This window comes from Ruegeria sp. AG7, assembly GCF_056541545.1.
Genome location: NZ_JBQFYP010000002.1, coordinates 97,756 through 117,969, shown reverse-complemented (window position 1 = coordinate 117,969; position 20,214 = coordinate 97,756). Strand labels below are relative to the sequence as shown.

Sequence of the window (20,214 nt, the reverse complement as noted above, 5' to 3'; positions counted from 1 at the left end):
GAAATCACCAGATTCGCGAGGGCAGGATGCTGAAAAGCAAGGTTTCTTCAAACGCTACGGATCAACGAAACATCACCCGTTTGCGTGTACTGGAACAAATCCGGTCGACCGGCGCGATATCGCGGATCGACATTGCAAGCGCGCTTGAGACCAGCCCAGCGACAGTGACGGCGGCAACGTCAGATCTGCTTTCAGCTGGTCTGATTCAGGAAATCGAAAGCGAAACACCGTCAAAATCCGCGCGCCGCGGCAGACCACGTGTGCTGCTGAAGCTGTATGGCGGATGTCACCTGATTGCCGGTGTAAAAGTGGCCCGGCACCAGATTTCAGTCATCTTGGTCGATTTTGAAGGCACCGAGATCACCTCTTACACTCATCCGCTGGAGGAGGCCCGGATGGCCCCGGAGGCGTTTGCAAAAAAGATATGCGCGGCGCTGGAACAGGCCTGCGTCTCTGCAAGCAAGTCCCTGACAGACGTCTCCGGCGTCTGCATAGGCATTGCCGGATTGGTCGACGCAGAGCGGAACTTTGTACATTGGTCATCTTCGCTGACAGTGCGCAACGTGGATCTGAGCCCGCTTCTGTCTCAAGTGCTCCCCTGCCCCGCGTTCATCGAGAATGACGCTAATCTGGTTGCAAAGGCCGAACAGCTTTTCGGGCTTGGCAAAGGGTTGAAGAACTTTCTGGTTGTCACGATAGAACACGGCATTGGTCTGGGCATTGTGTTGGATGGCAAGCTATATCGCGGCGAGCGCGGCTGCGGTGCGGAATTCGGGCATGTCAAAGTTCAGCTGGATGGCGCGTTATGTCAGTGCGGGCAGCGCGGATGCCTTGAAGCTTATGTTGGGGAATATGCCCTGATCCGCGAGGCAACCATTGCCAGCCAGGCTACTGACCCGCACACTCTTGCTGATATTCACGCAGCTGCCCAATCCGGTGATGCCCGGTCCATTTCCGTTTTGTCGCGCGCTGGTCAGATGTTTGGAATGGGGCTTTCCAACCTGATCAATCTGTTCGATCCGGAATGTATCATCCTGTCCGGCACCCGAGGCAGCTTTGAATACCTGCATTCCGACGCAGTGATGACCCGCATCAATAACGGTGTTGTCAGCGTTGACGCGCCGCTGCCTGAAATCAACGTAAACCATTGGGGGGATTCAATGTGGGCAAAAGGGGCGGCGGCCTATGGGATCGAACAAGTCTCGATTTTGAAAGTCAGGGAACTGGCGGAAAATGCGAGTTGAACTGGCGATCCTGCTAGCGACAGCGTCTGCCGCCTTGGCTGACATCAGCCTGCCACAGTTTCACAGCATCGACGTCCCCAGCCATGTTTACGACGGCGGGTGGGAGCACTTCGTCGGCGGAGGCGTTGCCGTTTTTGACTGCAACGGCGATGATCGGCCCGAGCTGTTTGCCGCAGGAGGAACTAATCCGGCTCAATTGTTTGTCAACACATCAGGACCCAATGTCAGTTTTCGGTCAGAAACGCCAAGCGCACTGTCTCTGACCGGCGTGACCGGCGCTTACCCACTGGATATCGATGGAGACGGGTTTGTGGACCTGGCAGTATTGCGCGTTGGTGAAGACGTTTTGTTGCGTGGCAAACCAAATTGCGCATTCGAACCGTTCACCTCGTTGAATTTCCAGTCTCAGGATCACTGGTCCACCGGATTCTCCGCCACTTGGGAAAGCGGTCAAACCCTGCCGACACTGGCTTTTGGAACATATGTCGACCGAACCAACCCCGATGGCCCGTTTGAAGCCTGCGGGCCGACGCTTTTGTATCGCCCCGAAGGGGCGGCCTATGGCCCACCTCTCCACCTGGCACCGGGACATTGTTCCTTGTCCATTCTGTTTTCCGACTGGGCGCGCAGCGGGCGCGCGGACCTGCGTGTCAGTAACGACCGCCATTACTATGTGCGCGGCGGGCAAGAGCAGCTTTGGGATATGGAAGATACGCCACGCCTTTACGCGCCGGAAGATGGGTGGCTGCCCTATTCGATCTGGGGCATGGGGATTGCATCAAGGGATATATCAGGGGACGGCTTCCCGGATGTTTACCTGACCTCGATGGGGGACCAGAAGTTTCAGATCTTTGATCCCACTGCCGAGGGGCCGACATGGCGCGACGCGACTTATGACCGGGGAACAACGGCGCACAGGCCGCATGTTGGTGGCGATGGCCGCCCCTCAACCGGCTGGCATGCGCAGTTCGGCGACGTCAACAACGACGGGCGCGACGACATATTTGTCGCCAAGGGCAATGTCGAACAGATGCCCGATGCAGCGCAAACTGACCCCAACAACCTGTTGCTGCAATCCGCAGATGATCAGTTTTTCGAGGCTGCCTCAGCGGCGGGTGTCGCCTCTATGGGCAAGTCCCGCGGTGGAGCCCTGGCGGACCTGAACGGGGATGGATCGCTTGATCTGGTCGTGGTCAATCGCGGGTCAGCGCTTGAAGTATTTCAGAACGAACAACAACTTGGAAACTGGGTTCAGGTTGATCTTGGCCAGGATCGTTCCAACCGCGCAGCTGTCGGCAGCTTCATCGAGGTCAAAACCACCGACGGAATTCAAACACGGGAAGTGACCATTGGCGGCGGTCACGCAAGCGGCATCTCAGGGCTTCATCACTTTGGCCTGGGCAACGCGGACGAACTGGCGCTGCGGGTTATCTGGCCAGACGGCACAGTTGGTGATTGGCAGCCCTTCAGAAGCAATCAGGTGCTTCGCATCGACCGCTGATCATTGATCAACAGGCAAACCGCTGGGCACATGCGCAGGCACACCCAGCCGGACTGCCGGGTCTTCCAGTGTGCTGAGGAAACTTAGAATGGCGTTCACCTCGTCATCACTCAGGCTGATTGGGGCCAGTTCATTCGACGCTGCAATCGCCTCGATCAACGTGGGGTCGAGCAAGGCTTTTTGATCTTCCGCGCCCGGAAACTCTGGCAACGCTGCTTTTTCGATCGAGTAGCTGCGCAAAGCTGCGACCGGATCCAGATGATGACGGACAACATCTTCAAGCCGCGCGTAGGCTCCGTTGTGACCATAGGGTGCCGTCAGGGTTACATTACGCAAGGATGGCGTGCGAAATGTGAAGGCGTCATCCGCATTGCCCGTCACACGCAATCGCCCGTCATCGCGAACATGGTTCTCGAACCGGGCGGCTTTTCCCGGCCCGATTTGCGGCATGGCGATAGAATGAAACCCATGATCCGTCTGGAACCAGCCGGAATGGCAGGTGCTGCACCCGGCCTTGCCGTAAAAAAGGTCGAGCCCCATTTGCGCCTGCTCGGGCAGCACCTCTTTTCCTTGCAGCGCACGATCAAACAGGCTGTTGTCAGCGCGCCATTCAAAAGCGATGAAATCAGCAATGATATTGGCGATTGCGGTAAAAGTGATCTCTTCTCCGGGCGCGAGCTGGTCAAAGCGTGTCCTGTATTCCGGGATTGCGGCAACACGCGCCGCGATAAGATCCCATGCGCCATCCTTTTGGGTCAGCAAACCAAGACGTACGGCTTTGCTCACTTCGTTTTCCGAATAGTGGCCCGCCATTTCGTCAGCCGACAAGACCGGGAACATCGCTTGCGCGGCCAGTGCAGATTGGAAGCCCGGCCTCATATCTGTGCCCAAGGGCGTTCTGAACCCGTCAGGCTGTGACGGGTCTGCCTCAAGACGCCCGTCATGAAAGAAGGTGGTGAATTCCAGCGCCCCAAGGTTCCACAGCCCCGGTGCATTTCGGGGAATGCGCTGCTCGGGCATGTTTTCCTGATCAAGCCTGCGCGCTGCCCCCAGCCCCACACCGCCTTCACCGATACCCAGAGACAGCGCGTCTGACGTTCCCAGTTTCGGATGATGACAAGTGGCGCAGCTGATGTTTTTGTTCCCCGACAGGATCGGGTCGTAAAACAGCAACTGTCCCAGTTCGACCTTGGCAAGGTCCGGTTCTACAAATTGAGGAAGCGGCCCGAGGTCCTGCGCCTGCGCCGCCGACAGTGTCACGCAAAAGGCCAGAGCATACACCGATATCCCAACTCTCATACCTGATCCCCTGAGATTTCCAACGTCAGAACTTGTTTATAGGGTTTGTCCGGAGAATAGATGACGGACGGAAACAAGGGGTGGTTCACAGCGTCCGTGTAACCGGAAGGCTCAATGCAAAGCCCTGCGCATGGCGTGAAAGGATCAGACAGGTGCGCGGCGGAATAGACCTGCGCGCCGGGCTGATCAGAGTAAACATTCATGCGCAAACCTGACGGTGTTTCAACCGTTGCAACCGGTCGATTTGATTTGCCCGCCTCTTCAAACACGAAGTAGTGGTCAAGGCCACGCCCCTCATCACCGATAACGCGCACGGATGAGAAATCCAGCCCTTGGTTTTCGATCTCATTCACGACGCCTGTCGGAATGGAGCTGTCGTCCAGTTCCAGTACCCGCTTTGAATTCAGGGCCAACCGGCTGTCAAGAATACCGCTTTGGCGCCCAAGAGTATAGTAATTGTGCTGCGCAATGCTGATCGGCGTAGGCCGGTCCGGCCATGCGGTGATCGTGTAAGTCAGCCGTGGAAAAGCCAGCTTGACATGAATCTCGAACCTGATTTCTCCGGGAAAACCATCATCGCCGTCAGGTGACGTCAAGGAAAGAACCGCACGGTTCGGCTTAGTCTTCCTGATAATCCAGTGGCTGCGCGACAGCCCGAGCGCACCGCCATGCAGCGTGTTTTCCCCCTCATTCGCTGTCAGGCGATAAGCGGCATCCTGCATTTTAAACTTTGCGCCACCGATCCGATTGGCGACGCGACCCACGATTGCACCCAGATAATATGGGTCCGTCAGATATTCCTGCGGGTTTGGATAGCCCAGGATCAAGGGCGTTTCACCGATCCACCAACCTTGTGTGATCGCCCCATAGCTCAGCAGGGAAACCGACATCGCACCATCTTCCAGAACAACCTGTTCGATGGGTAGGGAAGTGACGCCCTTCATCATGGCGCAGACAAGGGGGATAGTGCCGCATAAAACTGGCGGTATCTTTGATATTCAGCCTCATAGGCGTCGAATAACCCCGCGCGCGGCTGAACAATTTCAGAGATTTCTGGCGATGTCATGAGTTCCGCCGGGTCTGCATCTTTTACTGCACAGGCAGCAAGGCGTGCCGCGCCTATGGCGGCTCCGAATTCACTGCCTTTAGGCAAGGCAAGCGGGATGTTCAGAACAGTTGCCAGCGTCTCGACCCAGAAACGGGATCGTGCGCCCCCACCGACGACCATCAGGCTTTCAGGCTTGGTTCCCGTGCTCCTGAGGGCCTCAAGGCAATCTCGCAGCGCGAACGAGACACCTTCCATCACGGACTGTGCAAGATCCTCTGGATCCGACGCAATATCCAGCCCCATAAACGCCCCCCGGATAGCGCTGTCATTATGAGGGGTACGTTCCCCCGACAGATATGGCAGGAACTTGGTCTTCGACGGCCCGGTGACGGTATCCGGCAACGCCGATGCGAGTGCACCAACGGATTGGCCGAGGTTCCGGGACAGCCAGTTCAGACTGTTGGTCGCCGACAGGATGACACCCATTTGAATCCAGTGGTCCGGCACCGCGTGGCAGAAGCAGTGAACCGCCGTTTCCGGTGCGGGCGCGTAACTGTCTTTGGCAACCAGCAGCACACCCGACGTTCCCAGCGATAGAAAACCGCTGCCTTCGACGATACTTCCTATACCACAGGCAGCCGCGGCGTTGTCGCCTGCCCCGCCCGCAACGACTACGGGTCCGGTCAGGCCCCAGTGCTGCAATATCTCCGCCCTCAGCTCGCCCCCGACGGCGCTGCCTTCGACCAGTTCGGGCATCTGATCCCGGCGCATGTGGCTGAGCTCAAGCGCTGTTTCCGACCATTTCCGACGTCCGACGTCCAACCAAGCTGTACCCGCGCTGTCGGACAATTCACTTATGTATTCTCCGGTCAGCCAGAAGCGTAAATAGTCTTTGGGGAGCAAGACTTTGGAGGTTTTTTCAAAAACGTCAGGTTCATGCCTGCGCATCCATTCCAGCTTGGGCGCAGTGAAGCCGGGAAAAACGATGTTTCCGGTGATCGATCGCATCGCGGAAAGCGCATCCAGTTCGGCAGCTTCTCGGGCAGACCTTGTGTCGTTCCAAAGGACACAGGGCCTCAATACGCTACCATTTCGGTCCAGAAGCGTTGCGCCATGCATATGCCCGCTCAGACCTATGCCCCGCACTGCCGAAAACGCAGCGCTGTTTTGCCCCTGCAACTGGGCAACGACCTTTTGACACGCTTCAACCCAATCCGCAGGTTCCTGCTCTGACCAGCCCGGATGCGGTGTCGATGTGTTCACGCTCGCTTCGGCCTCGGCAACGACGTCACCGTCTTCACTGACCACAATTCCCCGAAGACCTGACGTCCCCAAATCAAGACCGAGATACACCTGCTCCTCCCATTTGTAAGCCGCAATACTGAGGCAACAGAAACCCAGTTTTGCAAAGGCATCAGGTTTCACTGACACAGTTTGCGCTAACATCACAAGGTGAAACAAGAGAAGGAATATAAAAATGATGTCGTCCTGGACAGCACTGAATGACCCAGACCCAGACAGCGACCAATACGAAGGTGCCCGATAAGAGGTGACCTGAACTAAGCCGCGGGAGAAATTTTTTGCGATTGTCTGGCAACATGTTTCCGTAAAAACTTCGGAATGTTCTCATCTTACTGATTTCGGGCAGGCAGAGCTTCTGACACCATGATCAGTCGCAAGAAGGAAATCGGCGAATGAAATCACATGCCAAAGTTGTTGTCGTTGGCGGCGGATGTGTGGGCGCGTCCATTCTGTACGGTCTGACACAGCACGGCTGTAGCGATGCGGTGATGCTGGAACGGACCACACTGACCTCAGGCTCGACCTGGCATGCCGCCGGTCTGCTGGTCACCTTCGTGCGGTCCCATAACGTGTCGAAGATGACGATGGAAACCATCCGCATCTATTCAGAAGTCGAACAGAAGATGGGTACGTCGGTAGGCTTGCGCAAAGTGGGTCAGCTGCGCGTTGCCAACACCCAGAAACGTTGGGATGAATTCCAGTCATATATCTCGATTGCCGAGGCTGCAGGTGTGCCCTGCAAACTGCTGACGCCCGCGGAAATTGCCGATGTTCATCCCCTTCTGAACCAGTCTGAGCATATTCGCGGCGGTATCCTGCATACCGAGGACGGCTATGTGAACCCGGCCGACATCACCATGGCAATGGCAAAGCTGGCGCGAGATGCGGGCGCCACAGTCTATCAGAACACCGAAGCACAGGCGTATGAAAAGTTGGAAAGCGGTCATTGGAAAGTGACCACCAATCAGGGAGAGATCACGTGCAAGCATTTGGTTTTTGCCACCGGCAATTATGCCCGTGAAAATGCCCGACGCGTTGGGCTGGACCTGCCCTGCATTCCCATCGTTCACCAGTACTGGACCACGGAAACAGTTCCACTGCTCAAGGAACGTCGTGCGCAGGGTTTGCCCGAGTTCCCGATCCTGCGGGATGAGGATTACGGCGCATATCTACGCGAAGATGTCGGCGGCATTCAGTTCGGGCCCTATGAGTTCACCAAGGACCTGAAGCTGTTTGCCGAAGACAGCGTGCCACCTGACTTTGGCGCAGACCTCTTGCCCGAGGATTTCGATGCCGTGGAAACCCAATGGGAACGGGCTATTGAGCGGGTTCCGGTCCTTGGCGAGGTGGGCATCAAGGCCAACACGCGCGGACCCTTCCAAATGACGCCGGACGAATTGCCACTTGCCGGGCCAGCGCCAGGGCACAATAACCTGTGGCTGGCCGAAGGGATGCCCGGCGGCATTCTGTGGGGCGGCACCGTGGGCGAACGGCTGGCCCGTTGGATCGTCGACGGTGATCCGGGCATGGACATGTCGGAACTGGACCCGCGCCGTTTCTCGGACTACGCCTCTAAACGCTGGACCATGGACAAGGTTCGCGAAACCTGGGGCACACATATGAACGCGCATATCCCCGGCGAAGATTTCCCGGACGCGCGCCCAATGAAAACCGTGGGGTCTTACGATCTGCTGACGGCGCATGGCGCAGTCTGGACCAGCTTCAACGGCTATGAATTCCCGCGCTGGTTCGCCAAATCGCCGCAAGAGGCGATCCCTGAACATTCTTTCCGCCGCACCAATCACATGGAACGCGTTCAGGAGGAAGTGCACACCACCCGCGAAGAGGCCGGGTTCATCGAGATGTCGCCAATGACCAAGTTTACTGTACGCGGTCCCGGCGCCGCGCGGTGGCTGGATGGTCTGATGGCAAACAAACTGCCTAAAGTGGGCCGGATGAGCCTGTCGCTGTTGTTGAACGCAAAAGGTGGCATGGATGCGGAATACACAGTTGTCCGTTATGCCGAGAATGATTTCTATCTGGTCTCTACCCCGAATTGGCGCGCCTATAACTGGGATCACCTGCAACGTCTGCTACCACAAGATCAAACGGTTATCCTTGAAGACGTTTCGGAACAGTTGGGTGTGATCGCTCTGGCGGGTCCCAAGGCGCGCGAGATTTTGCAACCGCTGACCGACAACGATTTGACGAACGCAGCTTTTCCTTGGCTCTCTGCACAAAAAGGTGAAGTTGGTTATGCCAAAGACGTTCACCTGCTTCGGGTATCTTACACAGGCGAGCTGGGCTGGGAACTGCACCATCCGGTCGGGTATAACCGCCATCTTGTCGACCTGCTTTTGAAAGCCGGTGTAAAACCCTTCGGGCTTGAGGCGTTGGAGTCCATGCGCCTTGAAAAATCCTATCGCGCCATCAACCGTGAGATTTGCAAGGACATGACACCATATGAGGCCAGCCTTGATCGGTTTGTCGTCACCGAGGGACGCGAGTTCATCGGAAAAGCGGCGCTGGAGAAGCAGAGATACGAGGGCAATCACAAACGGCTGGTCACGTTGAAACTTCCCTTTGGCGAAACTTCGGTGATGTTCGATGAAGGTGTTTATGCAAACGGTGAACTGATTGGTCGCGTTACGTCGGGTGGGTTTTCTTATTATTGCAACCACGACATAGCGATGGCACTTGTACCAAACGACATGACCTTGCCGGGTGCACGGATGCAGGTGCTGGTCCATAACGAAATGCGCGATGCCGAGGTGATCGATACTTGCGCCGTTGATCCCACCAACGCACGTGCGCGTGCCTGACCCCAGAAGTAAAAAGACTGGATTTGAAAAGATGACCGAACAATCGACCAAAACGCTTACTCTTGCCGAGGTTCGGGCGCTGGCGAAATCCGTACTTGTTTCTGCCGGAGTCAATGCACAGGGCAGCGATATTCTGGCCGACATTGTTACCCGGTCCGAGCGGGACGGCCCGCGCAGCCACGGATTGCGTATGCTGCCGGTCTATGTCCAAAGCTTCACCTCGGGCTATGCAAACGGCAATGCGAAGCCAAAGATCGAAAAGGCTGCCCCGGGCGTTCTGCGCTGTGACGCCGATAACGGGTATTATCAGGTCGCGGCAGCCGAAGCCCGCGACATGTTGATCGAAATGACGCGGGAAAACGGCATTGCCGCTTTCGCCTGCGCAAATTGCCACCATCTGGGCGCGTTAAGGTTTGACACCGAACCGCTTGCCGAAGCTGGTCTGGTGGCTTTCGCCGTGATCAACTCATTGTCCATGGTGGTGCCGCAAGGCGGGGTGCGCCCGGTATTTGGCACCAACCCGATGTCTTTTGCCTGTCCGCGCGAGGGCGGTGCGCCGATAGTCTGGGATCAGGCGTCTTCAATGGTTGCTTTGATGGATATCCGCATGGCCGCAGCCGAGGGGCACGACCTGCCCCACCCTGCCGGTCTGGACCCTGACGGCGCACCCAGTACGGACCCGAACGCTATCCTGGAAACCCGCAGCCTGTTACCTTTTGGCGAGCACAAGGGCGCCGCAATCGCTTTCATGGTTGAAGTGTTGGGTGCCGCCCTGGCTGGTGGAACCCTTTCCGTGAACAATCAAGAACGTGAGGCGTTCGGAGCCCTTAACATCAAAGGCGGTGCAACACTGATTGCGATTGATCCGACGCGGTTCGGCAACGAGGCCTTCAATCAATATATCGCGCGCATTTGCTCAGAAATTGTCGGTAATGGGGACGCCCGTGTTCCGGGTGATGGGCGTCTGGCCAAACGGGCGGCAGCCGAGGCTGACGGTGTTGAGGTCAGCACCGAGGTTCTGGCCGCGTTAAACGCGTCCTGAAATACCCGCGCTCAGCTTTCTGGCTAGAGGGCCATCCTACGACACGGGCGGCTTCAAGCGTCAATGCAGCTTTGCACAGGCGGTAATCTTGCCGAACCAAACACGGATGCGACAGTCCATTCTCCCCTCGTAACGGCGGTCCATTGCGGTCTAAGGCGTCGCACTTATCTACCGCCGCCCGCAACAAATAGCCTGGAGAAGAAGTCAAACAAGTCAGCGTGACACTCTAATGGCAGGATATGCGCCACATATTGGTCCGGCCTGACGACGACCATACAACCCTTTCTCCGGTCAATTCCGCGCATTTCGTAGATGTCTTCACGCCTCTTGTGATCAACGCAAAAAACCTTCTCGAAGTCGCGCAGGCCATACCTGCCCTTCTCGGGTTTCAAAAGAGACGGCATATCCTCATAATTCAGCGATATGAAATCCTGCGGGAAGATGGCCCGTAGGTCTAACAAACCGTCGATGTCTTCGTCAGGGCGCACAAACCGTCGCAGAGGAGAGTTCGGATCGCTTTGCAAAACCTCGCAAAGCTGATGGATCGATCCGCCTTGCGTACCTGCGTCTCCCTGTCCTGCGAAGGCATAGAGCCTCCAGCGCGCATCCGCTTCGGCCACATGCCCCAGTTGCATGGGCATGGCATCTGCAAGCCGGACAACTGGTGCTGAATGAAATCGCTTGCCTATAACCAGCCCACGCGCCAGATGCTGGTGAACCGGTTCGGCGACCAAGTCCGAAGGCCCATAGTGAACCGAAAGCCCGCCGGTGAACTCCAGATTTTCGATAAACTGTTTTTGAATTCGGGGCATATCGGTGCCGTCAAGCTCTGACTCGCCCGGAGGCGCACTCATGATCCGGGCCCATTTATGGTCGGTTTCGACCAGTCTTTTGGCCTCTTGCAAACGCTCGGCCGAGTAGCTGTGAAGAAGATCAGGCTTTGACCTTCCTGTCAGCACATGCACCAGTTTCCAGCCCAGGTTAAAAGTATCGCCCATCGACACGTTCATCCCCTGACCCGCCTTGGGGCTATGCGTGTGGCAGGCGTCGCCCGCCGTGAAAACGCGCGGGGTGCGTGTAGCAACTTCATGCTTAGGAACATCGTCGAACTTGTCGGTCAGCCTGTGGCCAATCTCGTAGACCGACCACCAAACGACTTCTTTTACGTCGATGGAATAAGGACGCATGATCCGGTTCGCGGCAGCGATGATATGGTCAGCCGTCAGATTGCGGTTGGCGATCCGCTCATCCGGGTTCAGTTTGTCAAGCTCGACATACATTCGGAACAGGTATCCGCCCTCGCGCGGAAGGATCAGAACGTTTCCTTCCGATGCCGATTGAACAAGGCATTTCCGCCGCAAGTCGGGGAAATCGGAATTCGCCAATATGTCCATAACGCCCCACGCCTGGTGTGCGGCGTCGCCTTGCAGCTTACCCCCGATAGCCCTGCGCACATTGCTGCGTGCACCGTCACAGCCTACGACATAGTTCGCACGTACTGTAAGCCGTTTAACCACGTCACCATCATCGCCCAGGCGTTCAAGCTCGGCCGTGACAGGGTGATCCGTGGAACCGGTATCAATCGTCAAATCGCTGACACGAAGCCCGTAATGGGGTTGCAACCGCGTTGGAGCATTTCTCATCACCTCCAGAAACAGCTCATGAATCCGGGCCTGATTCATCAAGGTATGTGGCATCTCGGATTGATCGTCGGCCACGTCCTGCACCGTGCCCGCCCGGCGGATGTGGTCCGGGTTTGCGGGATCGGGCGTCCAGAATGCCGTTTGGTTGACCCAATACGCTTCGCGCTTCACTTTCTCAGCGAAACCAAACGCCTGAAACATCTCCATCGAACGGACGTTGACACCGTCCGCCTGGCCTTTCTCCATCGGACCCGGCTTTTGATCCACGATCATTGTCGAAATTTCGGCGAACCCGGCCAGTTGCGCCGCAAGGCAAAGCCCGGCCGGTCCACAACCCGCGATCAGAACATCAACCTTTTCGGGGAAGGTTGTAGGGTGGTTGTGGTGACCGAACGCAGCCGGTTTGATATCCGGATCACCCGGACGAAATCCATCAACGTAATATTGCATTGCCCCCTCCTCCGCAGGTTCATGCAATTTTAATAACTATACTTACTATTTCTTGTCAACAAAGATATGTACACTCACTAATTGCCGCGGTAGTTCTGAAAAAGTGACGGCGTAAAGTGATTTCGGAGGTTTTGAATGAGTATTTACGGAATGGCGGGTCACCTCATCCGCAGGCTCAATCAGATTTCAACCCACGTGTTCTCGGTCCGGATGCAGGAGGCCGGGATTGACCTTACATCCGTTCAGTTCGCAGCACTTGAAACAATTCGCGCCGAACCCGGCATTGATCAGGCCACAGTCGCGGCGAAAATCGCCTATGACCGCGCAACAATCGGCGGGGTCATCGACCGGCTGGAGCAGAAAAACTACGTCAAACGCTCGGTCAGTCAACGTGACAGACGCGCGCGAGAGGTCACCTTATCCGGAAAAGGAAAAGACATCCTTGCGGCGGCTATGCCAGTCGTAATTGACCTGCAAAACGAGATCCTCGGAGGGCTAACTCCGAATGAACGCGAAACGTTCCTGAAGCTCGCAGGCAAGGCAGTTGATGCTGTCACCGACGATAACACACGGCCTTGAATTACAAAGCGGACGCTGGTTCAATTAAAACAAGGAAAGCAAATCCACCATTTTTGAGCTTTAGTTTCCGAAACTAGAAACTAAAATCTAAGAAATCTCAATTTACCTTTGAGCCAACCGAGGGCAATGTAATCCTGAGAGGATAAATTGCGTCCGCGCATGACCTGTCTGATGCGTAGCGTTTCGACGAAAAGGTTCACATGTGTGAACATTCTGTTTTCCGAAAAGGACCTGAAACCAAACACTAAAAAAGTGGATATAACTCGTTATAAAACATAACTAATATGAGCAATCATGAACAGGGGATGATACTCATAGGTCATCTAGGGAGGAGACCATGACCAACTTGCGCAGAACCATACTCAAATCTGCAGTGACGGCGATTGCTTTCGGTGCCATGTCAACCACTGCCATCGCGGCCGAAGTGACACTGCGGATGCACCAATTCCTGCCGGCACAAGCCAACGTACCCAAGAACGTTCTGGATGTCTGGGCCGACAAGGTCGAAGCGGATTCGGATGGCCGGATCGAAATTCAAAGGTTTCCGTCCATGCAGCTTGGGGGCAAACCCCCCGAACTGATCGACCAAGCCATTGATGGTGTGGCAGACATTGTCTGGACTGTGTCCGGATATACACCAGGCCGCTTTCCCCGAACCGAGGTGTTCGAACTGCCGTTCACCATGACTAATGCCGAAGCCGTCTCACGCGCCTATTGGGATCTGGCCGAAGAAACCATGATGGACGATGACTTCAAGCAGTTCAAAGTACTCGGGCTCTGGGTGCACGGCCCCGGTTTGATCCATTCAAAGGAACCGATCGAAAGCATCGAGGATCTGAACGGCGTAAAGCTGCGCGCACCGACACGCGTAACCAACGGCCTTTTCAGCTCGCTTGGAGCAACCCCGGTTGGCATGCCTGTTCCTGCGGTGCCTGAAGCGCTGTCCAAAGGCGTGATCGACGCCACCGTGATTCCCTGGGAAGTGACCGGCGCCCTGAAGGTCAACGAGCTGGTCGGAAACCACACGACCTTTGGCGACGACACGCTATACACCACCACTTTCATCTTCGCGATGAACAAGGACCGCTGGGATGCACTGCCGGATGATCTGAAGGCCGTCATCGACGCCAACTCGGGTGCTGAATTCTCGGCCTTCGCAGGCAAGCAGATGCAGGCCGATGACGACGGGCCTCACAAGCAGGCGATGGAACGCGGCAACAACATCATCACGCTGAGCCCGGAACAGGTCGCGGAATGGAAGGCAGCATCACAGCCGACCACTGACGCCTGGATCGCTGAGATGGATGAAAAAGGTCTGGACGGAACCGGTTTGCGCGCCCGCGCGCTCGAACTGATTTCGCAATACTCCGGCAACTGATCCGGTCGCTCTTCCGGCGCTATTTCACGCCGGGAGAGCAATCCCTTTGGAGTTGATCATGCGGAAACTGGTAGAGCGCATCGCGCGCTTCATGGCCGTTCTCGGCGGTGTGGTTCTGACTGCGCTGGTCCTGCTGACCTGTGTCAGCGTGCTGGGGCGCGGCCTGAATACGCTGGGCCACTCGGACGTTATGACGTCACTGTCGGAAGCAGCGGCAAATGCGCTGATTGCATCGGGCGTCGGACCGGTGAATGGCGATTTTGAACTGGTCGAAGCCGGCATTGCATTCGCCATATTCTCGTTCCTGCCGATCTGCCAGCTCTATGGCTCTCACGCCACAGTCGACGTATTCACCAACACGCTTCCGACAAAGGCGAACAAAGTGATCATCACATTCTGGGAATTCGTCCTGTCGCTTGTCATTCTTTTGATTACGTGGCGCTTGTTTGTCGGCATGCAAAACAAGCTGGACTATGGTGAAACGACCTTTCTGCTGCAATTTCCGGTTTGGTGGGCCTATGGGCTAAGCTTTGTTGCCGCCCTTGTCGCATCACTTGTTGCTGTCTATTGCGCCGTCGCGCAGGTCATCGAGCTTGTCACCGGGCGTCATATCCTGCCCTACCGCGGGGAGGCCGCACATTGACCATGCTCGAACTGGGCTACGTGTCCTTTCCCGTACTTCTGATCATGATCTTTCTGCGCGCACCGATTGGCCTTGCCATGTTGCTGTGCGGGATTGGCGGGCTGTATTTTGCCATGGGTGGCACCAGCATGTTCATGGCCAAGCTCAAAACCGAAACCTACTCAACCTTTTCCAGCTATTCGCTGACGATCATTCCGATGTTCCTGCTGATGGGGCAGTTCGCAACATTGTCGGGCATGTCTTCAGCCTTGTTCAAAGCTGCTGAAAGCTGGCTGGGCCACCGCAAAGGGGGCGTCGCCATGGCGGCAGTCGGCGCTTGTGCCGGATTTGGCGCAATCTGCGGGTCCTCCCTTGCCACTGCCGCAACGATGAGCCGTGTCGCGCTGCCCGAACTGCGCCGCTACGGCTATTCCGGCGGGTTTTCAACCGCAACGCTTGCTGCTGGCGGCACATTGGGCATTCTGATCCCGCCTTCGGTGATCCTTGTGATCTATGCGATCCTGACGGAACAGAATATCGCCAAGCTGTTTCTCGCGGCCTTTGTCCCCGGCATTCTGGCAGCGCTCGGCTATATCATCACGATTTCGATCTATGTGCGCATGTATCCTGACGCCGCGGGCACCCGCGAAGCGATCCCATATCCTGAACGCGTTCGGGCACTGCTGGATGTCTGGCCTGTCCTTCTGGTTTTTGGCCTTGTTGTCGGTGGCATCTATCTTGGCTGGTTCACCCCAACCGAAGGCGCAGCCGTGGGGGCGGCGGGAACCGGGCTGATTGCTCTGATCTCGGGCAATCTGAACTGGCAGGTCTTCGTCGAAAGCATCATTGCAACGGCCTCAAGCACGGCGATGATCTTCTTCATCGTGTTGGGCGCAGGGCTGTATAACAGTTTCCTAGCGCTCACTCAGGTACCGCAGGAACTGTCTGGCTGGGTCGTTGGACTTGGGCTCAGCCCGTGGATGGTGTTGTGCCTGATCCTGGTGTTCTACCTGATCTTTGGATGTCTGATGGACAGCCTGTCAATGATCCTGCTGACTATCCCGATCTTCTTTCCGGTCATCAGCGCAATGGATTTCGGCATGAGCCCTGAACATGTGGCCATCTGGTTCGGTATTCTGGTTCTGATCGTTGTCGAGGTCGGGCTGATCACCCCTCCGGTCGGGATGAACCTGTTCATTATCAACGCTATGGATCGTTCAACCCCGATGACCCAAACTTACAAGGCAGTGATGTGGTTCGTCACCTCTGACATCATTCGGGTCATTATCCTGGTGCTGTTTCCGGCCATTACCCTGTTCCTGATCCCCTAACTTAAACACCTTCAGCGGTTCGGGGCGGGCACATCCGAAAATAGATATGAGACACAACAATGATTGAACATATTAAAATGGAGAGGGTACGATGCAGTTAAGTGGATGCGTCGCCCTGGTCACCGGCGGCGGAAGCGGGCTGGGTGCTGCAACGGCTAGGCATTTCGCCGCCAGCGGAGCAAAGGTTGCCGTTTTGGATTTCAATGCTGAAGGTGCGAAGGCAGTTGCTGACGAAATTGGTGGTCTTGCCCTGCAAGCCGATGTCAGTGACGAGGCCGCCGTCAGTGCCGCGTTTGAGACGGCAATAGCCCATTTCGGGTCGGCACCCAGAATCGCTGTCAGTTGTGCGGGCGTCGGCATGGCGGCCAGGATCGTCGGGCGCGAAGGCAAGCTGTCATTCGACGTGTTCGAGAAAACTCTGCGGGTGAACCTTTTTGGCACCTACAACGTCATGAGCCACGCGGCGAGACACATGGCCGGTCTCGACCCGTTGGCTGACGGTGAACGCGGTGTGATCATCAACACGGCGTCGGTTGCGTGGCAGGACGGTCAATTGGGTCAAGCCGCTTATGCCGCATCCAAAGGGGCAATCGCCTCGATGTGCCTGCCTGCCGCACGGGAGCTCGCGCAGTCGGGGATTCGGGTGATGGCCATCGCACCTGGCCTGTTCCACACGCCAATGATGGAAGGCTTGCCGGAAGAGGTCAGTGCCAAGATCACTGCGAACATTCCCTTCCCGGCCCGCCTTGGCGAAGCGCGTGAGTTCGCAATGCTCGCCGAACAGATCGTTGAAAACCCGTTTTTGAATGGCACCACTATTCGACTTGATGGCGCCGTTCGTCTGCCGCCCCGGTAAGGAGTTCCCCATGGACAGCCAAATCCTGAACATTGAGGTCAACGGATCCATCGCGACCCTGACCATGAACCGCCCTGACAAGCGAAACGCGATGTGCGAGGAACTGTTAGGCGCGCTGGATGATTTCTTTTCAGCTCCACCCAAGAACGTGCGCGTGGTGATCCTGACCGGAACTGAAGGGCACTATTGTTCCGGATTGGACCTGTCCGAGCATGTTCATCGTACGGCCGAGGAAAACCTGCACCATTCCCGCCACTGGCACAGTGTCATGGACAAGATCCAGTTGGGTGGGCTTGCGGTTGTCTCGGCCATGTTTGGCGCCGTGATCGGCGGCGGGCTGGAGCTTGCAGCGGCAACACATGTTCGCATCGCTGAACCTTCGACGATCTTTCAGCTTCCCGAAGGCCGGCGCGGAATATTTGTCGGTGGCGGTGCGACCGCGCGGGTCGGTCGCCTGCTGGGGGCCGATCGGATGACCGAGATGATGTTGACCGGCCGCAAATATGGTGCCGATGAAGGGGTATCGCTGGGGCTTGCACATTATAGCGTGGGTGAAGGCGAGGCTTTGGCGCTGGCCCAAAAGCTGGCAGGTAAGATTTCCCGAAACGCGCCACTGTCAAACTATCTGATGATTCAGGCGGTCGCGCGGATCAATGAAATGTCGCAGAACGACGGACTGTTTACTGAATCGCTGGCCGCGGCCCTGTCGCAAACAACACCAGATGCGCAGGAAGGACTGCGGGCCTTTCTTGAAAAGCGCGCCCCGAACTTCAGGTGAACACATGAAAAGGAAACATGAACACACGCCAGAAGACGGCGCGCCTAACACGATCAGCGATGCCACGCTGCGGGGGTTTGTCGGGTATCGCATGAAACGGGCCTTCAATGTGGTGCAGGAAGACCTGACAACAACTCTGCGTCCCTTTGGTCTGCGAATGCTGACTTATACGGCACTGGTTCTCATCGTCGATAACCCCGGTTTGCGGCAGTCCCAACTGGCTGACGCAATGGATATCGAGCGCCCGAACCTTGTCGTCATCATTGACGAGCTGGAGCGCAGGGAACTGATCGTCCGCGACCGGGTACCGACCGACCGGCGCGCCTATGCGCTAAGGACGACACTGGCGGGCAGGCAATTATATGAAAAGGCCGTCGCCGCGGTTACCGCCCACGAAGGCAAGCTGCTGGCCTGTTTGGATGACGCAACCATCACCACCGTTTTCGATGCCCTCAGGACGATCGAAAAAGCGAGGAAAAGGGGCTGATCATGCAACGCACATCGGAATACCTGGTGCATTCTGTTTCGCGCGAAGATCGGGCCGACGGTTCCATCCTGCTGAAATCAAACCACACTCTTGGTCCTGTCGTCGACAAAACCGGTGTCTGGCTGCACGCCTGGGCCTCGGACGCGCCTGACCGCACGTTCATTGCTGAACGCAGCGGCGCAGGATGGCGCAAGGAAAGCTATGCGACCACGCTTGAAAAGGTGCGGGCAATCGCAAGCTCGCTATTGGCGCGTGGGATGGGGCCTGACACACCGATCCTGATCATGAGCGGCAACGGCTTGGATCATGGTCTGCTGAGCCTGGCTGCTCAGTACATTGGCGTACCGACTGCGCCCGTAGCCGAACAATACGCCTTGATCCACGGTGCACATGGCCGCCTGCGCCATGCCATCGAACTGGTGCGCCCGAAGATGGCCTATGTCGTCGATGCGGATCAATACCGAGAGGCGCTGGAACTGGATGCGCTTCAAGGGGTCGAAATCGTAGCCAGCCGACAAGGCAGGAACAGTCAGGTCACAGCGTTCGACGAACTTCTCAAAGGGGATGTCAGTGTCGATCTGGAGGCAGCCTATGAACTGGTTGGCCCCGATTCCGTCGCCAAGATCCTAATGACCAGCGGTTCAACCTCGGCCCCGAAGGGGGTCATCACGACCCAACGCATGATGTGCGTGAACCAGACCATGCTGGCCGACGGGTTGCCATTTCTGCGCACGCGTCCGCCCCGTGTGGTCGATTGGCTGCCATGGAACCACGTCTTTGGCGGATCTCATAACTTCAACATGATGCTCGCCAACGGCGGAAGCTTCTACATCGACGACGGCAAACCGGTAGCCGGTCTGTTTGAGAGGACGCTGGAAAACCTGTCCATGGTCACCGGCACGCTCAGCTTCAATGTCCCCGTAGGTTACAGCATGCTGCTGGGCGCATTGCAGCGGGATGGCGATTTGCGTCGGCGGTTTTTCGAAGAACTTGATCTGATCTTTTATGCGGGCGCTTCACTGCCACAGGACATCTGGTCTGGATTTGAACAGATGGCGCTGGATGTCAAAGGTGAGATACCGCTGATGACCTCGTCCTGGGGGCTGACCGAGACAGCGCCCGCCACAATGATGCAGTCCGAGCCCATTGACCGTTCCGGGGTTGTTGGCGTTCCGATGAACGGCGTGACACTCAAGCTGATACCGGATGAAGACATGCGATGCGAAATGCGCATCAAAGGGCCAAACGTGATGCCCGGGTACTTCAACGAACCGGAGAAGACAGTCAGCGTTTTCGATGAAGAAGGGTTTTTCATTACCGGCGACGCCATGCGGTTCATCGACCCGAAGGACGTAAACAAAGGTATGAAATTCGACGGCCGGATATCCGAGGACTTCAAATTGTTGACCGGAACATGGGTGCGGGCCGCGCAATTGAGGATGGACTTGTTGACCTGTCTTGCGCCTCTTGCCTCAGATCTGGTCATTACAGGTGCCGACAGAAATGAGATCGGCGTCATGGTCTTTCCCGATGTCGCCGAGCTGAAGCGGGAAGGATTTGACCTGAACGACGACAGTGGCGCCTACTGCTGCAAATTGCTGCAAGGCGAAATTCACCGCCGCCTGGCAGAGCGCGCCCGCGAGCTATCGGGCAGTTCCACACGGGTCGGGCGCGCCATTGTCCTTAGCGAGCCTGCCTCGATGCCCGAGGGCGAAATGACCGCCAAGGGGAACCTCAATTTCCGCAAGATACTGACACGCCGGCAAAATTTACTTGAGCGTCTTTATGACGACGCCGATCCGGCAATCATAAAGATCTGAGAAAGGAACGAA

Annotated in this window: 16 protein-coding genes; 12 read left to right on the top strand and 4 right to left on the bottom strand. The window is 56.7% G+C overall.

Annotated features, from left to right (window positions below; all coding sequences use genetic code 11):
* Positions 1-26 precede the first annotated feature (26 nt).
* Entirely contained in the window at positions 27-1,244 is a 1,218-nt protein-coding gene (locus tag ACR0BF_RS03525) for an ROK family transcriptional regulator (RefSeq protein ID WP_480624287.1), read from the top strand.
* Complete coding sequence (locus ACR0BF_RS03520; protein WP_480624286.1) at positions 1,234-2,745, top strand: CRTAC1 family protein; 1,512 nt, start codon at positions 1,234-1,236, stop codon at positions 2,743-2,745. The genes ACR0BF_RS03525 and ACR0BF_RS03520 overlap by 11 nt, the downstream gene beginning before the upstream one ends.
* Here the strand turns inward: ACR0BF_RS03520 and ACR0BF_RS03515 are convergent, their stop codons facing one another.
* From ACR0BF_RS03515 to xylB, 3 genes are read right to left on the bottom strand one after another with little or no spacing between them, the layout of a single operon-like run.
* Positions 2,746-4,044, bottom strand: coding sequence for a cytochrome-c peroxidase (locus ACR0BF_RS03515; RefSeq protein ID WP_480604073.1), 1,299 nt, complete (start codon positions 4,042-4,044; stop codon positions 2,746-2,748).
* The gene (locus ACR0BF_RS03510) at positions 4,041-4,988 is read right to left on the bottom strand and encodes an aldose epimerase family protein (protein ID WP_480624285.1); all 948 of its coding nucleotides are present in this window, start codon (positions 4,986-4,988) and stop codon (positions 4,041-4,043) included. Before ACR0BF_RS03510 ends, ACR0BF_RS03515 begins: the two co-directional genes overlap by 4 nt.
* Positions 4,988-6,445 (bottom strand): xylulokinase, encoded by a 1,458-nt coding sequence (xylB, locus tag ACR0BF_RS03505; RefSeq protein WP_480624284.1) that lies wholly within the window; start codon positions 6,443-6,445, stop codon positions 4,988-4,990. The genes ACR0BF_RS03510 and xylB overlap by 1 nt, the downstream gene beginning before the upstream one ends.
* 341 nt (positions 6,446-6,786) lie before the next feature.
* Between xylB and ACR0BF_RS03500 the strand changes: the two genes are divergently transcribed.
* The gene (locus tag ACR0BF_RS03500; RefSeq protein WP_480624283.1) at positions 6,787-9,216 is read left to right on the top strand and encodes a GcvT family protein; all 2,430 of its coding nucleotides are present in this window, start codon (positions 6,787-6,789) and stop codon (positions 9,214-9,216) included.
* A 31-nt stretch (positions 9,217-9,247) separates the two neighbouring features.
* Positions 9,248-10,258: an Ldh family oxidoreductase gene (locus ACR0BF_RS03495; protein WP_480624282.1), complete on the top strand. Its 1,011-nt coding sequence runs from the start codon at positions 9,248-9,250 to the stop codon at positions 10,256-10,258.
* A gap of 164 nt (positions 10,259-10,422) precedes the next feature.
* Here ACR0BF_RS03495 and ACR0BF_RS03490 read toward each other — a convergent pair whose 3' ends face one another.
* The gene (locus ACR0BF_RS03490; RefSeq protein WP_480624281.1) at positions 10,423-12,351 is read right to left on the bottom strand and encodes an FAD-dependent monooxygenase; all 1,929 of its coding nucleotides are present in this window, start codon (positions 12,349-12,351) and stop codon (positions 10,423-10,425) included.
* A gap of 135 nt (positions 12,352-12,486) precedes the next feature.
* On the opposite strand from ACR0BF_RS03490, the gene ACR0BF_RS03485 reads away from it, so the two are divergent.
* From ACR0BF_RS03485 to ACR0BF_RS03450, 8 genes are all read left to right on the top strand, one after another.
* Entirely contained in the window at positions 12,487-12,930 is a 444-nt protein-coding gene (locus tag ACR0BF_RS03485) for a MarR family winged helix-turn-helix transcriptional regulator (protein ID WP_480516483.1), read from the top strand.
* Positions 12,931-13,267: 337 nt separating this feature from the next.
* Positions 13,268-14,308: a TRAP transporter substrate-binding protein gene (locus ACR0BF_RS03480; RefSeq protein ID WP_480516481.1), complete on the top strand. Its 1,041-nt coding sequence runs from the start codon at positions 13,268-13,270 to the stop codon at positions 14,306-14,308.
* A gap of 58 nt (positions 14,309-14,366) precedes the next feature.
* The gene (locus tag ACR0BF_RS03475; RefSeq protein WP_480516479.1) at positions 14,367-14,951 is read left to right on the top strand and encodes a TRAP transporter small permease; all 585 of its coding nucleotides are present in this window, start codon (positions 14,367-14,369) and stop codon (positions 14,949-14,951) included.
* Positions 14,948-16,261, top strand: coding sequence for a TRAP transporter large permease (locus ACR0BF_RS03470; RefSeq protein WP_480604059.1), 1,314 nt, complete (start codon positions 14,948-14,950; stop codon positions 16,259-16,261). The genes ACR0BF_RS03475 and ACR0BF_RS03470 overlap by 4 nt, the downstream gene beginning before the upstream one ends.
* Before the next feature lie 91 nt (positions 16,262-16,352).
* Entirely contained in the window at positions 16,353-17,117 is a 765-nt protein-coding gene (locus ACR0BF_RS03465; RefSeq protein WP_480476332.1) for an SDR family NAD(P)-dependent oxidoreductase, read from the top strand.
* Positions 17,118-17,127: 10 nt separating this feature from the next.
* Entirely contained in the window at positions 17,128-17,895 is a 768-nt protein-coding gene (locus ACR0BF_RS03460) for a crotonase/enoyl-CoA hydratase family protein (protein ID WP_480476330.1), read from the top strand.
* Positions 17,896-17,899: 4 nt separating this feature from the next.
* Entirely contained in the window at positions 17,900-18,382 is a 483-nt protein-coding gene (locus ACR0BF_RS03455; protein ID WP_480604057.1) for a MarR family winged helix-turn-helix transcriptional regulator, read from the top strand.
* A gap of 2 nt (positions 18,383-18,384) precedes the next feature.
* On the top strand, positions 18,385-20,202 hold the full coding sequence (locus ACR0BF_RS03450; protein WP_480604055.1) for a feruloyl-CoA synthase: 1,818 nt from the start codon (positions 18,385-18,387) through the stop codon (positions 20,200-20,202).
* The last annotated feature ends 12 nt before the right edge of the window (positions 20,203-20,214 follow it).

Coding starts and splice junctions, on each gene's coding strand:
- ACR0BF_RS03450 (WP_480604055.1), top strand. CDS start 18,385: ATGCAACGCACATCGGAATACCTGGTGCATTCTGTTTCGCGCGAAGAT.
- ACR0BF_RS03500 (WP_480624283.1), top strand. CDS start 6,787: ATGAAATCACATGCCAAAGTTGTTGTCGTTGGCGGCGGATGTGTGGGC.
- ACR0BF_RS03485 (WP_480516483.1), top strand. CDS start 12,487: ATGAGTATTTACGGAATGGCGGGTCACCTCATCCGCAGGCTCAATCAG.
- ACR0BF_RS03525 (WP_480624287.1), top strand. CDS start 27: ATGCTGAAAAGCAAGGTTTCTTCAAACGCTACGGATCAACGAAACATC.
- ACR0BF_RS03480 (WP_480516481.1), top strand. CDS start 13,268: ATGACCAACTTGCGCAGAACCATACTCAAATCTGCAGTGACGGCGATT.
- ACR0BF_RS03460 (WP_480476330.1), top strand. CDS start 17,128: ATGGACAGCCAAATCCTGAACATTGAGGTCAACGGATCCATCGCGACC.
- ACR0BF_RS03455 (WP_480604057.1), top strand. CDS start 17,900: ATGAAAAGGAAACATGAACACACGCCAGAAGACGGCGCGCCTAACACG.
- ACR0BF_RS03465 (WP_480476332.1), top strand. CDS start 16,353: ATGCAGTTAAGTGGATGCGTCGCCCTGGTCACCGGCGGCGGAAGCGGG.
- ACR0BF_RS03490 (WP_480624281.1), bottom strand. CDS start 12,351: ATGCAATATTACGTTGATGGATTTCGTCCGGGTGATCCGGATATCAAA.
- ACR0BF_RS03475 (WP_480516479.1), top strand. CDS start 14,367: ATGCGGAAACTGGTAGAGCGCATCGCGCGCTTCATGGCCGTTCTCGGC.
- ACR0BF_RS03515 (WP_480604073.1), bottom strand. CDS start 4,044: ATGAGAGTTGGGATATCGGTGTATGCTCTGGCCTTTTGCGTGACACTG.
- ACR0BF_RS03495 (WP_480624282.1), top strand. CDS start 9,248: ATGACCGAACAATCGACCAAAACGCTTACTCTTGCCGAGGTTCGGGCG.
- ACR0BF_RS03510 (WP_480624285.1), bottom strand. CDS start 4,988: ATGAAGGGCGTCACTTCCCTACCCATCGAACAGGTTGTTCTGGAAGAT.
- ACR0BF_RS03520 (WP_480624286.1), top strand. CDS start 1,234: ATGCGAGTTGAACTGGCGATCCTGCTAGCGACAGCGTCTGCCGCCTTG.